The organism is Streptomyces sp. NPDC014006, assembly GCF_043088925.1.
Lineage (GTDB): Bacteria > Actinomycetota > Actinomycetes > Streptomycetales > Streptomycetaceae > Streptomyces.
The window spans coordinates 100717-113206 of sequence record NZ_JBICAJ010000012.1; the positions used below are offsets into that span (position 1 = coordinate 100717).

Genomic DNA, 12490 nt, shown 5'->3' on the forward strand with positions numbered 1-12490 from the left:
GGGGGGACGGTGGAGCCGGTCATTCCGGTAAGACCGAAGATCCACAACAGGAGCCTTGAGACCATGACCGAGACGGCAACCAGCGAGCTCGACGACTCGTTCCACGTCTTCGACACCACCCTGCGGGACGGCGCCCAGCGTGAGGGCATCAACCTCACCGTCGCCGACAAGCTCGCGATCGCACGGCACCTGGACGACTTCGGCGTCGGCTTCATCGAGGGCGGCTGGCCCGGCGCCAACCCGCGCGACACCGAGTTCTTCGCCCGCGCGCAGGCGGAGATCACCTTCCGCCACGCCCAGCTCGTCGCCTTCGGCTCCACCCGCCGCGCCGGTACGACCGCCGCCGAGGACCCCCAGGTCAGGGCGCTGGTGGAGTCCGGCGCGCCCGTGGTCACCCTGGTCGCCAAATCCCACGACCGGCATGTGGAGCTGGCGCTGCGCACCACGCTCGACGAGAACCTGGAGATGATCCGCGACACGGTGTCCTACCTGCGCTCGCAGGGCCGCCGCGTCTTCGTCGACTGCGAGCACTTCTTCGACGGCTACCGCGCCAACCCCGAGTACGCCAAGGCCGTCGTGCGGGCCGCCGCCGAGGCCGGCGCCGACGTCGTCGTGCTGTGCGACACCAATGGCGGCATGCTGCCCGCGCAGGTTAACGCCGTCGTCTCCACCGTGATCGCCGACACCGGCGCCCGGCTCGGCATCCACGCCCAGGACGACACCGGGTGCGCGGTCGCCAACACGCTCGCCGCCGTCGACGGTGGCGCGACCCACGTGCAGTGCACGGCGAACGGGTACGGCGAGCGGGTCGGCAACGCCAACCTGTTCCCGGTGGTCGCCGCGCTGGAGCTGAAATACGGCAAGAAGGTGCTGCCCGAGGGCCGGCTGCGGGAGATGACCCGCATCTCGCACGCCATCGCCGAGGTCGTCAACCTCACGCCCTCCACGCACCAGCCGTACGTGGGCGTGTCCGCCTTCGCGCACAAGGCCGGGCTGCACGCCTCCGCGATCAAGGTCGACCCGGACCTGTACCAGCACATCGACCCCGAGCGGGTCGGCAACACCATGCGGATGCTGGTCTCCGACATGGCCGGGCGCGCCTCGATCGAGCTGAAGGGCAAGGAGCTCGGCATCGACCTCGGCGGCGACCGCGAGCTGGTCGGGCGGGTCGTCGAGCGGGTCAAGGAGCGCGAGCTCAAGGGCTACACCTACGAAGCCGCCGACGCGTCCTTCGAGCTGCTGCTGCGCACCGAGGTGCAGGGCAGGCCGCTGCGCTACTTCGAGGTGGAGTCCTGGCGCGCGATCGTCGAGGACCGCCCCGACGGCACCCACGCCAACGAGGCCACGGTGAAGCTGTGGGCCAAGGGCGAGCGGATCGTCGCCACCGCGGAGGGCAACGGTCCGGTCAACGCCCTCGACCGTGCGCTGCGCGTCGCGCTGGAGAAGATCTACCCGCAGCTCGCCAAGCTCGACCTCGTCGACTACAAGGTCCGCATCCTGGAGGGCGTGCACGGCACCCAGTCCACGACCCGCGTGCTGATCTCCACCAGCGACGGCGCCGGCGAGTGGTCCACCGTGGGCGTCGCCGAGAACGTCATCGCCGCCTCCTGGCAGGCGCTGGAGGACGCGTACACCTACGGGCTGCTGCGGGCGGGCGTGCACCCGGCCGAATAGGCCACAGTGGAGGCATGACCTCTTCGGACGGCGACCTTCTGGGCCGGGCGCGCGTGGCGACCCGGCTGCCCGCCCGGGACCTGGAGCGGGCCCGGCGGTTCTACGCGGACAAGCTGGGCCTCAGGCCCGTGGACGAGCGGCCCGGCGGGCTGCTGTACCGGTGCGGTGGGGTGGACTTCGTCGTGTTCGGCTCGACGGGGTCCTCGCCCGGCACGTTCACCCAGATGGCGTTCGAGGTGGACGACATCGAGGCGGTCGTCGCCGAGCTGCGGCGGCGCGGGGTCGTCTTCGAGGACGTCGACGCGCCCGGGCTGCGCACCCGGGACGGCATCGCCGAGGTCGAGGGCAACTATCCGAGCAAGGGCGCGCGCGGCGAGCGCGGGGCCTGGTTCCGGGACAGCGAGGGGAACCTGCTGGCCGTGGGACAGCCGGTCGCCTAGCCGCGGCCCGCCCGGCCGATCACAGGCCGCGCCAGACGTTGGCGTAGGCGTCGTCCTCGATACGGCGGCGCTGCCGTACGGCCGCCAGCTCGGTCAGTGCGCCGTGGACCGCTGCGAGGACGGTCACCGTGGCGTCGGGAAGGTCCGCGGTGTCCTGCTCCTGGGTGCCCTCGGCCGTGCCGTCGGGGATGCCGAGGGCGGCGGCGAGGGAGACGAGGACGGGCTCCCGGGAGGCCCAGCGGGTGGTGGCCCGGCCGCGGTCAGGGGAGTCGGTCGGGGGAGTGGGGTGCTTGTGCGGCAGCCAGCGGCGGCCGCCGGGTTCCTGCGCCTTCAGGTCGGCGGCGTAGGCGGCGGCCAGGCCGCGCCCCCGCCGCCACAGCCAGTCCTCGACGGACTCGTACGGCGTGTCGCGGCGCAGGGCCGCGGCCGCCTCGTCCAGCAGCCGGTCGCCCGTGGCCCGGGGGAGGCCGGGCAGGATCCGGTCGTCGTCCAGGTGGACGGTCTCGTCGGCGATCAGGTCGACCAGCTCGGCCCCGGCCAGCGCGAGCGACAGATCGCCCTGCGCGAAGGGCCGGCCGGCGGGCACGTCCAGGGCGGTGATGAAGAGGTCGCGTGCGGTGGTCATGCTTCCAGCATGCGACTTGCCTGCGGCGCGCGGGCGGTTTTCTCGGGGGCGAGTGCCTGTGGCCGGCTGTCGTCGTCCGTCTGTGGGGTGCGTTGTGGCTGGTCGCGCAGTTCCCCGTGCCCCTGGGCTGGCTGCCGTGCAGCTTGGGGGAGCACACCCCGGCGTGCCGGGCCGTGCTCCCCACGCTGAGTGATCTACTGCAGCCTCCACTTCTGGTTGGCCGCTCCCGTGCAGGACCAGATCTGCAGACGGGTGCCGTTCGTCGACGTGTTGTCTGTTACGTCCAGGCACTTGTTCGCCGCCAGGTTCACCACGTCGCCGGTCGAGGTGTTGTACGACCACTGCTGCGCGCCGGTGGCGTTGCAGTCGTACAGCTGGATCTTGGCGCCGTCCGTCGTCGAAGCGGAGGTGACGTCGAGGCACTTGCCCAGGGCCTGGATCGTGCCGTCGGTCTTCACCGTCCAGCGCTGTGCTGTCGTGCCGTTGCAGTCGTAGAGCTGGACCGCCGTGCCGTTGGCGGTGGAACCCCCGGCCACGTCGAGGCACTTGTCCGCGAGGCCGACGAACGCGCCCGTGCGGTCGCCGCCTCCGGACTGCGTGCCGGACCAGGTGAAGGTGACGGACGTGTTGCCGGGGACGGAGTAAGCGGCGTGCTGTGAGCCCCAGTTGATCGTGACCGTGCGGGGGGAGGCGGAGTCGTTGTAGGCGATCAGGGCCTTCGAACCGTCGGGGTTGCGCCAGGCCACGTTCGGCAGGGCCGAGGACGGCGTGGAGGCGATGCGCTGGGCGCCGGGGCGGACGAACTTCGTCAGGTGCCCCATGTCGTAGTACTCGACCGTGTAGTCGACCTGGCCGCTGCGCGCGTCGCCGTTGTGGACGGTGACCAGGCCGGTGCAGGTGGAGCATCCGCCGTTGTGCGGGCCCATGTTCTGGTCCACCGCCAGGGACCACTTCGTCACCGACTTCGCCCAGTTGCGGGTGTAGTCGATGATGTTCAGCATGTCCTCGCGCTGCTGGTCGGCGATCCAGGTGCCGCCCGAGTGTTCGGTGCCGAAGGCGTCGAGCTGCGGGTACTGGTTGTGCACGGTCGTCTGCTTCGCGATGTCGCCGCCGTAGCCGTGCCAGGCGATGCCGCCGAAGTTGGGATGGGTGCGGATCGCAGCGTCGTCGACCGTCTGGGCGGCGTAGGCGTCGTAGGTGTCCCAGTTCCAGTCGTGGGCCAGGACCTTCGTCGGCAGTCCGGCGGACTGGAGTCTCGGCAGCAGTTCGTTCTTGGTGAAGTACGCCAGTCCGCTCGCGTTCCAGCTCATCGACGGATAGCCCGAGCAGCAGGTCGGCTCGTTCTGCGCCGTCACGTAGGAGACCGGTACGCCCTGGTCGCGGTAGGCCTGGAGGTACTTCACGAAGTAGCCGGCGTAGGCGCCGTAGTCCTCCGCTTTCAGCCAGCCGCCGTTGAGCTGTCCGCTGTCCTTCATCCAGGCCGGGGCCGTCCAGGGTGAGGCCATCACCGTGAGGGACGGGTTGAGCTGGAGGGCCTGTCTCGTCAGCGGGACGACGTCGGCGAGGTCGTGCGCGATCGAGAAGCGGGTGAGGGAGGGGTCCGTCTGGCCGGCGGGGACGTCGTCGTACGTGTAGCCGTACCGGGCCAGGTCCGAGGCGCCCATCGGATCGCGCAGGAAGGACAGGCCGATGCCGTCCGTGGGGGAGAACAGCTTGCGCATCGTCGCGTCCCGGGTGGCCGCGGACAGCGCCCCGCTGCTGTTCATCAACCAGGCCGCGGTGTCGGTGAAGGACGCGCCGCCGCCGGTGAAGGTCTGGTAGCGGGTGTTCTCGTCGACGGTGATGTTCTCGCCGCTGCCGCCGGCGCCGGCGGTGAAGGCGAACGGCGTCTGCGGTTCCAGGCCGCGTACGACGTGCCGGCCGCCGGAGTCGTCGGTGGTGGTCAGCCAGGCCGTGACCGGCTCGCCGGCCGCCCGCGCGGGAACGGTGGCGGCCGTGACGCCGGCCGCGGTGAGCAGTCCGGTGAGCAGCAGGCGCAGGGCCGTGGAGGCTCTCCTCATGTGCGCCGCCCTTCTGAGAGGTGGGGGATGGGGGCGTGCGAGCCGTGAGTAAATGACGGCGGAGTGCGGGCGTCAAGGGGTTGTGCGTTCAGTTTTCGAAGCTTCAACGCCTCGGATCGCGCCAGGAGTTGGCTGCGTATCAGTTCCGGTGTGAAGTCTTGACGGCGTGACCGGAGACCCGTTAACTCACGCTCTGAACTAAGCCTTGAGAGGTACCCCCAGAGCCGAGGGAAGGTCCATGCGAAGAACCGCCCTGCTCGCCTCCACCGCAGTGCTGGCGGCCCTGCTCCCCTGGGCGTCCGCCCGGGCCGCAGACGCCCCCGCCCCGGTCCCCGTCGACCGCTTCGAGGGCGAGGTGCCCTTCGCCCAGCAGCCCGCCGAGTCCATCTTCACCTGGGGCGGCGACGCCGACGACCCGCCCGCGCTGAGCCTGACCGACCGCTCCGACGCCCCCGAAGGGCAGAAGGTCCTCGCCGGCAGCTACGACATCAGCGGCTACGGCGGTTTCACACACGACTTCGCCGCGTCCGGGCCGCCGCACGACTGGTCCGCCCACCGGGGCATCCGCCTGTGGTGGGAGGGACACGGCACCGGGAAGAAGACCACCTTCGAGATCAAGGACGGCGGGGCGAACGGCGAGGCCTCCGAGCTGTGGACCACGTCCTTCACCGACGACTTCACCGGCTGGAAACAGATCGAGCTGCCGTTCACCGACTTCACCTATCGCACCGACTACCAGCCCGTCGGCGGCATCGACCATGTCCTCGGTCTCACCCGGATGTGGGGCTACGCCGTCACCCTGCCCACCGGCGTGCGCGGCACCTTCGCCCTGGACGGCGTGGAGCTGTACGGCACGGCCGACCAGTCGCTGCGCGCCTTGGTCACCACCGACGCCGCCGTGCACACCGTCCGGGAGGGCGGCACCGCGTCCGTGAAGGTCACCGTCGCCACCACCGGCGACCAGCCCCTGACCGACCCCGTGACGGTCACGTACGCGACGCAAGGCGGCACCGCCACCGCCGGCCAGGACTACACGCCGGTCTCCGGCACCCTCACCTTCCCGCCCGGCACCGCGTCCGGCACGGCGCGGACCATCGAGGTGCCCACCCGCAAGGACCGGGACGCCGAATCCGCCGAGACCGTCCCGCTCACCCTCACGGTCACCGGCGCCAAGGCCCCCGCCGACACCCCGCAGATCGTGATCGACGCGCACGGACTGCCCTACCTCGACGCGAAGTTGCCGGTGCGCGAGCGCGTCGCCGACCTGCTGTCCCGGATGTCCCTGGCGGAGAAGGCCGGCCAGATGACCCAGGCCGAGCGGGGCGCGATGAGCGACGCGGGCGACATCGCCGGCTACGCCCTCGGCTCGCTGCTCTCCGGCGGCGGCTCCACGCCCACGCCCAACACGCCCGAGGGCTGGGCGCGGATGATCGACGGCTTCCAGCTGCGGACCCGGGCGACCCGCTTCCAGATCCCGCTGATCTACGGCGTCGACGCCGTCCACGGCCACAACAACCTGGCCGGCGCCACGATCATGCCGCACAACGTCGGCATCGGTGCCACCCGCGACCCCGCGCTCGCCCAGCGGACCGGGGCGGTGACCGCGGCCGAGGTCCGTGCCACCGGCATCCCCTGGGACTTCGCGCCCTGTCTGTGCGTGAGCCGTGACGAACGCTGGGGCCGCTCCTACGAGTCCTTCGGCGAGGACCCCGCCCTCGTGCAGTCCATGGAGACCGTCGTCCAGGGCCTGCAGGGCCGTGCCGACGGCCGGGACCTGAGCCGGGACGACAAGGTACTCGCCACCGCCAAGCACTTCGTCGGCGACGGCGGCACCGCGTACGGCTCCTCGACCACCGGCACGTACACCATCGACCAGGGCGTCACCACGGTCACCCCGCGGCAGCTGAGGGACATCCACCTGGCGCCGTTCGAGACGGCCGTCGAGCGGGGCATCGGCACGGTCATGCCGTCGTACTCCTCCCTCGACATCGTCGGCGACGGCAAGGGCGCGGTGAAGATGCACGCCCGCGGCGACATGATCAACGGGGTGCTCAAGGACCGGATGGGCTTCGAAGGCTTCGTCATCAGCGACTGGAACGCCCTCGACCAGCTCCCCGGCGACTACGCCGCACGGGTGCGCACCTCGGTGAACGCCGGTGTCGACATGATGATGGTGCCCTACGGCTACAAGGACTTCACCGGCGCACTCGTCGCCGAGGTGAGGGCGGGCCGGATCGCCGAACGGCGGATCGACGACGCCGTAGGCCGCATCCTCACCGAGAAGTTCCGGCTCGGGCTCTTCGAACACCCCTACGCCGACACCGGCGGAGCGTCCCGGATCGGCTCGGCCGCGCACCGTGCGGTGGCCCGTGAGGCGGCCGCGAAGTCACAGGTGCTGCTGAAGAACGACGGCGGACTGCTGCCCCTCAAGCCCACGCAGAAGGTCTACGTCGCCGGATCCGACGCCGACGACCTCGGTAACCAGACCGGCGGCTGGACCCTCACCTGGCAGGGCTCCTCCGGCGCCGTCACGCAGGGCACGACCATCCTGCAGGGCATGCGCAAGTCCGGCGCCGCGATCACCTACTCCAAGGACGCCTCCGCTCCGACGGCCGGCTACGACGTCGGCGTGGTCGTCGTCGGCGAGACCCCCTACGCCGAGGGTGTCGGGGATGTCGGCAACGGCCACGACCTTCGGCTGAGCGCCGCCGACCGGGAGGCCGTCGACCGGGTGTGCGCGGCGATGAAGTGCGCGGTGCTGATCGTCTCCGGCCGTCCGCAGCTGATCGGCGACCAGCTCGGTGAGATCGACGCCCTGGTCGCCTCCTGGCTGCCGGGCACCGAGGGCGACGGCGTGGCCGACGTGCTGTACGGCAGACGGCCGTTCACCGGGCAGCTGCCGGTCACCTGGCCGCGCTCGCAGGCGCAGCTGCCGATCAACGTCGGCGACAGCTCCTATGATCCGCAGTATCCCTACGGCTGGGGCCTGACGACGCTGACGAAGGTCCCGCGGGGCGGCGCGGCCGCGCTGAAGGCGCTCGGCGTCGCCGCCCGGGCGGCCGAACGGGCGGGCGCGGACTCCGCCGGCCGCGCGCTGGTCGGCAGGGCCCGGCTGATCGTCCAGCAGAAGGCGGGGCAGCACCTCAGCCCGGCGGTCGCGGGGCCGTTCGCCGAGGCGGACCACCTGCTGCTGACCGGACGGTACGCACAGGCGGTGGAGAAACTGACGGCGGCCTACCGGGCGGCCTGATTCCGCTCAGCGCGGACGAGCGTTTTGGGAGGCTTCGGGTACGTTCGATGTATGAAGGCCGTCGTACGGACCCGAAGCCTCCCGGCCCTGCTGGCGGCCGCTCTGCTCGCCGCGTGCGCAGTGCTGTGGGCGCCGGCACCGCATGCCGTCGCGGACTCCGATCTGTCCACGATCGGGCGGGCGCTGCGCGAGAACCCCGTCTATGTCGACCCGGCCGCCTCGCAGCTGTCGGCCGCGGACGCCGACGCTCTGGCGAAGCGCATCAAAAGCGCGGACAAGCCGCTCTTCGTGGTCGTGCTGCCGGGCGACTACCCGACCAAGAACCTCTTCACCAACCTGCGGACCGCCACCGGTATCACCGGCCTGTACGCCGTCCGCCTCGGCGACCGCTTCGATGCCCGGGCCGACGCCTCGGTGCTGCCGCGGGCGGCCGTGCACAACCTGGTGAGCAGCGTCCAGGGTGATCGTGACGCGCGCACCCAGCTGACCGGCTTCACCGACCGGGCGGTGGCCAACATGGGCGGCTCGGCGCCGTCCGGCTGGGGTTCGACCGGGAACGGCGGCGGGGTGTCGACCACCGCGCTCGTCGCCACGGCCGCCGTGGTCGTCGCCGGTGGCGCGGGCGCCTACGCCCTGGTACGGCGCGGCCGGCGCCGTCGCGAGGAGGGGCAACAGGCCGCGCTGGAGCAGCTGCGCGTGGTGGTCGACGAGGACATCACCGCCTTCGGCGAGGAACTGGACCGGCTCGAGTTCCACCCGGCCGAGCCGGGCGCCGACGACGCGATGCGCGCGGACTACGAGCGGGCCCTGGACGCCTACGAACAGGCGAAGTCGCTGATGGCCGCGGCGCGCCGGCCCGAGGACGTTCGGGCCGTCACGCAGGCGCTGGAGGACGGCCGTTTCTCCCTGGCCCAGCTCGCCGCGCGCCGCGAGGGACGGCCGCTGCCGCAGCGTCGGCCGCCGTGCTTCTTCGACCCGCGCCACGGCCCCTCGGTCGCCGACGCCACCTGGACCCCGGCCGGCGGCGCCGCGCGGGAGGTCCCGGTGTGCGCCGCGGACCAGGCCCGGCTGGCGGACGGCCGAGACCCGATGGTCCGCGAGGTCGACACCGACTACGGCCGCCGCCCCTACTGGGACGCGGGCCCGGCCTACGGCCCGTGGGCGGGCGGCTACTTCGGCGGCGGCCTGCTGCCCGGCCTCCTTGTCGGCACCCTGCTCGGCAGCATGATGGCCACCCCGTCGTACGCCGCCGACTACGGCACCGGGTACGGCGACTTCGGCACCGGCGGCTACGACGGCGGTGACGTGTCCGGCTCCGACTTCGACTCGGGCGACTTCGGGGACTTCGGCGGCTTCGGCGACGGGGGCGGCGGAGGGGACTTCGGCGGGGGCGGCGGGGACTTCGGCGGCGGCAGCTTCTGAGCGGCCGTCCGCCACAACGCGGCACGGGCCCCCGGTTTCCGCGAGGGACGCGGAAGTCGGGTGGCCCGTGCTGTGCCGGAGTTCGGGTCAGGCGTTGCGGATCGCGGAGATGTCGAAGACGAGCTTGATCTTGTCGGAGACCAGGACGCCGCCGGTCTCCAGCGCCGCGTTCCAGGTCAGGCCCCACTCCGAGCGCAGGATCTCCGCCTTGCCCTCGAAGCCGACGCGCTCGTTGCCGAACGGGTCCTTGGCGGCGCCGTGGAACTCCAGGTCGATGGTGAGCGGCTTGGTGACGCCGAGGATCGACAGGTCGCCGGTGATGCGGTAGTCGTCGCCGCCCAGGGCCTGCGCCCCGGTGGAGCGGAAGGTCATCGTCGGGAACTCGTCGGTCTTGAAGAAGTCCGCGGACTTCAGGTGACCGTCGCGGTCGGCGTTGCCCGTGTCGATGCTGTCCATCTTGACGTCGAGGGAGGCCGTCGAGCGGGACGGGTCGGCGCCGTCCAGGTGCAGCGAGCCGGAGAAGTCGAGGAAGGAACCCTTGACGTTGGTGACCATGGCGTGCCGGGCGACGAAGCCGATCGTGGTGTGGCTCGGGTCGATCGTGTAGTCGCCGGTCAGAGCCGCGAGGTCCGGGCTGACGGGTGCGGTGGCGGTGGCGGTGGTGCCGGCGGTGGTGGTCTCGGGGGTGTTCTTGCGGCCGAAGATGCCCATGGCGTGCTCCTTGGGGACGGAATGTTGAATGTTCAACGATGCCAACGATTTCGACGGTAGACCTATTCCGTTCAAAGTTCAACAGTCTCGGCGGGGGTAGTCTTTCCCGGGTCGTCGACCGGGGCCCGGATTCACTCCAGCGATGGCATGCGAGCGCCCCGATGTGAGGCGTCTTACGCCCGGCCGATTTGTGCGACCCCTACAACCCCGATGCCCTCTGAGCAGTCGGAACGCCTGCATGCCCGCCTGGTTCTGTTCAGGGGTACCAGGAAAACGGGCCGGACACTGTACGGAGTCGACGGCTCGCTTTCCTTGGCGGTCTTCGTAAGGTCGCTACATGACCGTTTTGGAAGAGACGACGGGTGAGCCCACCGGCGAGCCGACGGACGCGCGCGGGCGGGTCGCCGAGCTGCACGAGATCCGTGCCCAGGCGTTGGCCGGTCCGAGCGAGAAGGCGACCGCGGCCCAGCACGCCAAGGGCAAGCTGACCGCCCGGGAGCGCATCGAGCTGCTCCTGGACCCGGGGTCCTTCCGGGAGGTCGAGCAGCTGCGCCGGCACCGGGCGACCGGTTTCGGGCTCGAGGCCAAGAAGCCGTACACGGACGGTGTGATCACCGGCTGGGGCACGGTGGAGGGCCGCACGGTCTTCGTCTACGCCCACGACTTCCGCATCTTCGGCGGCGCGCTGGGCGAGGCCCACGCCACGAAGATCCACAAGATCATGGACATGGCCATCGCGGCCGGTGCGCCGCTGGTGTCGCTCAACGACGGCGCCGGTGCCCGCATCCAGGAGGGTGTCAGCGCGCTCGCCGGGTACGGCGGCATCTTCCAGCGCAACACCAAGGCCTCCGGTGTCATCCCGCAGATCTCGGTGATGCTCGGCCCGTGCGCGGGCGGCGCGGCCTACAGCCCGGCGCTGACGGACTTCGTGTTCATGGTCCGCGACACCTCGCAGATGTTCATCACCGGCCCGGACGTGGTCAAGGCCGTCACCGGTGAGGAGATCACTCAGAACGGGCTCGGCGGCGCGGACGTGCACGCGGAGACCTCCGGTGTGTGTCACTTCGCGTACGACGACGAGGAGACCTGCATCGCCGAGGTGCGGTACCTGCTGTCGCTGCTCCCGCAGAACAACCGGGAGAACCCCCCGCGGGCGGAGTCCGGTGACCCGGTCGACCGGCGCGGCGACGTCCTGCTGGACCTGGTCCCGGCGGACGGCAACCGGCCGTACGACATGACGAAGGTGATCGAGGAGATCGTCGACGACGGCGAGTACCTCGAGGTGCACGAGCGCTGGGCCCGCAACATCATCTGCGCCCTCGCCCGGCTGGACGGCCAGGTCGTCGGCATCATCGCCAACCAGCCGCAGGTGCTGGCCGGTGTGCTGGACATCGAGGCGTCGGAGAAGGCCGCGCGGTTCGTGCAGATGTGCGACGCCTTCAACATCCCGATCATCACCTTCCTGGACGTCCCGGGCTTCCTCCCCGGCGTCGACCAGGAGCACGGCGGGATCATCCGGCACGGCGCGAAACTGCTGTACGCGTACTGCAACGCGACCGTGCCGCGGATCTCGCTCATCCTGCGCAAGGCGTACGGCGGTGCTTACATCGTCATGGACAGCCAGTCCATCGGCGCCGACCTGACCTACGCCTGGCCCACCAACGAGATCGCCGTCATGGGCGCCGAGGGCGCCGCCAACGTCATCTTCCGCCGGCAGATCGCCGACGCCGAGGACCCCGAGGCCATGCGGCAGAAGATGGTCAAGGAGTACAAGGCGGAGCTGATGCACCCCTACTACGCGGCCGAGCGCGGCCTGGTCGACGACGTCATCGACCCCGCCGAGACCCGTGAGGTCCTCGTCCGCTCACTCGCGATGCTCCAGACGAAGCATGCCGACCTGCCCTCGCGCAAGCACGGCAACCCTCCGCAGTAACCCAGCGGACCCACCGCGGCAACCCCGCGGACCCCTTACTCACGGAGACTGACACCCATGAGCACTCCCGACATCCGCGTCGAGAAGGGCCACGCCGAGCCCGAGGAGGTCGCCGCCATCACGGCCGTCCTCCTGGCCCGCGCGGCCGCCCGCCCCGCCGAGACCGTCCCCGCCCACCGCGGCCGCGCCCGTGCCGGCTGGCGCCGCCTGGAGCGCGAGAACGGCTTCCGCGCCCCGCACAGCTGGCGCTGACACAAGCACGAAGAAGGGCCCCTCGCCGAGGAGAGGGGCCCTTCTTCGTACACCCAAGGGGCGCGGGGCGGTGCCCGATCCGCGGCTCCGCCGTGGGGAGCGGCCGGACACGGGCTGCCCGCA

Annotated in this window: 9 protein-coding genes; 6 read left to right on the plus strand and 3 right to left on the minus strand. The window is 71.2% G+C overall.

Annotated features, from left to right (window positions below):
* The first annotated feature begins 63 nt into the window (after nucleotides 1–63).
* The gene (cimA, locus tag ACF1GV_RS33155) at nucleotides 64–1674 is read left to right on the plus strand and encodes a citramalate synthase (RefSeq protein WP_391688271.1); all 1611 of its coding nucleotides are present in this window, start codon (nucleotides 64–66) and stop codon (nucleotides 1672–1674) included.
* A gap of 14 nt (nucleotides 1675–1688) precedes the next feature.
* The gene (locus ACF1GV_RS33160) at nucleotides 1689–2114 is read left to right on the plus strand and encodes a VOC family protein (RefSeq protein ID WP_363269464.1); all 426 of its coding nucleotides are present in this window, start codon (nucleotides 1689–1691) and stop codon (nucleotides 2112–2114) included.
* Between the two features lie 19 nt (nucleotides 2115–2133).
* On the opposite strand, the gene ACF1GV_RS33165 is transcribed toward ACF1GV_RS33160, so the two are convergent.
* Both ACF1GV_RS33165 and ACF1GV_RS33170 read right to left on the minus strand, forming a co-directional pair.
* Nucleotides 2134–2739, minus strand: a complete 606-nt coding sequence (locus ACF1GV_RS33165) for a GPP34 family phosphoprotein (RefSeq protein WP_391688274.1) — start codon at nucleotides 2737–2739, stop codon at nucleotides 2134–2136.
* Nucleotides 2740–2933: 194 nt separating this feature from the next.
* Entirely contained in the window at nucleotides 2934–4799 is a 1866-nt protein-coding gene (locus ACF1GV_RS33170) for a ricin-type beta-trefoil lectin domain protein (protein ID WP_391688277.1), read from the minus strand.
* 238 nt (nucleotides 4800–5037) lie between these two features.
* Between ACF1GV_RS33170 and ACF1GV_RS33175 the strand changes: the two genes are divergently transcribed.
* Nucleotides 5038–8049, plus strand: coding sequence for a glycoside hydrolase family 3 N-terminal domain-containing protein (locus tag ACF1GV_RS33175; protein ID WP_391688280.1), 3012 nt, complete (start codon nucleotides 5038–5040; stop codon nucleotides 8047–8049).
* A 51-nt stretch (nucleotides 8050–8100) separates the two neighbouring features.
* The gene (locus ACF1GV_RS33180) at nucleotides 8101–9471 is read left to right on the plus strand and encodes a hypothetical protein (RefSeq protein WP_391688283.1); all 1371 of its coding nucleotides are present in this window, start codon (nucleotides 8101–8103) and stop codon (nucleotides 9469–9471) included.
* Nucleotides 9472–9558: 87 nt separating this feature from the next.
* Here ACF1GV_RS33180 and ACF1GV_RS33185 read toward each other — a convergent pair whose 3' ends face one another.
* On the minus strand, nucleotides 9559–10182 hold the full coding sequence (locus tag ACF1GV_RS33185) for a YceI family protein (RefSeq protein WP_391688285.1): 624 nt from the start codon (nucleotides 10180–10182) through the stop codon (nucleotides 9559–9561).
* A gap of 337 nt (nucleotides 10183–10519) precedes the next feature.
* On the opposite strand from ACF1GV_RS33185, the gene ACF1GV_RS33190 reads away from it, so the two are divergent.
* Both ACF1GV_RS33190 and ACF1GV_RS33195 read left to right on the plus strand, forming a co-directional pair.
* The gene (locus ACF1GV_RS33190) at nucleotides 10520–12115 is read left to right on the plus strand and encodes an acyl-CoA carboxylase subunit beta (protein WP_391688288.1); all 1596 of its coding nucleotides are present in this window, start codon (nucleotides 10520–10522) and stop codon (nucleotides 12113–12115) included.
* A 57-nt stretch (nucleotides 12116–12172) separates the two neighbouring features.
* On the plus strand, nucleotides 12173–12367 hold the full coding sequence (locus tag ACF1GV_RS33195; protein WP_363269457.1) for an acyl-CoA carboxylase subunit epsilon: 195 nt from the start codon (nucleotides 12173–12175) through the stop codon (nucleotides 12365–12367).
* Nucleotides 12368–12490 lie beyond the last annotated feature (123 nt).

Excerpts from the sequence above, each read along its gene's own strand:
- ACF1GV_RS33165 (WP_391688274.1), bottom strand. The coding sequence starts at position 2,739 with ATGACCACCGCACGCGACCTCTTCATCACCGCCCTGGACGTGCCCGCC.
- ACF1GV_RS33160 (WP_363269464.1), top strand. The coding sequence starts at position 1,689 with ATGACCTCTTCGGACGGCGACCTTCTGGGCCGGGCGCGCGTGGCGACC.
- cimA (WP_391688271.1), top strand. The coding sequence starts at position 64 with ATGACCGAGACGGCAACCAGCGAGCTCGACGACTCGTTCCACGTCTTC.
- ACF1GV_RS33170 (WP_391688277.1), bottom strand. The coding sequence starts at position 4,799 with ATGAGGAGAGCCTCCACGGCCCTGCGCCTGCTGCTCACCGGACTGCTC.
- ACF1GV_RS33180 (WP_391688283.1), top strand. The coding sequence starts at position 8,101 with ATGAAGGCCGTCGTACGGACCCGAAGCCTCCCGGCCCTGCTGGCGGCC.
- ACF1GV_RS33195 (WP_363269457.1), top strand. The coding sequence starts at position 12,173 with ATGAGCACTCCCGACATCCGCGTCGAGAAGGGCCACGCCGAGCCCGAG.
- ACF1GV_RS33175 (WP_391688280.1), top strand. The coding sequence starts at position 5,038 with ATGCGAAGAACCGCCCTGCTCGCCTCCACCGCAGTGCTGGCGGCCCTG.
- ACF1GV_RS33185 (WP_391688285.1), bottom strand. The coding sequence starts at position 10,182 with ATGGGCATCTTCGGCCGCAAGAACACCCCCGAGACCACCACCGCCGGC.
- ACF1GV_RS33190 (WP_391688288.1), top strand. The coding sequence starts at position 10,520 with ATGACCGTTTTGGAAGAGACGACGGGTGAGCCCACCGGCGAGCCGACG.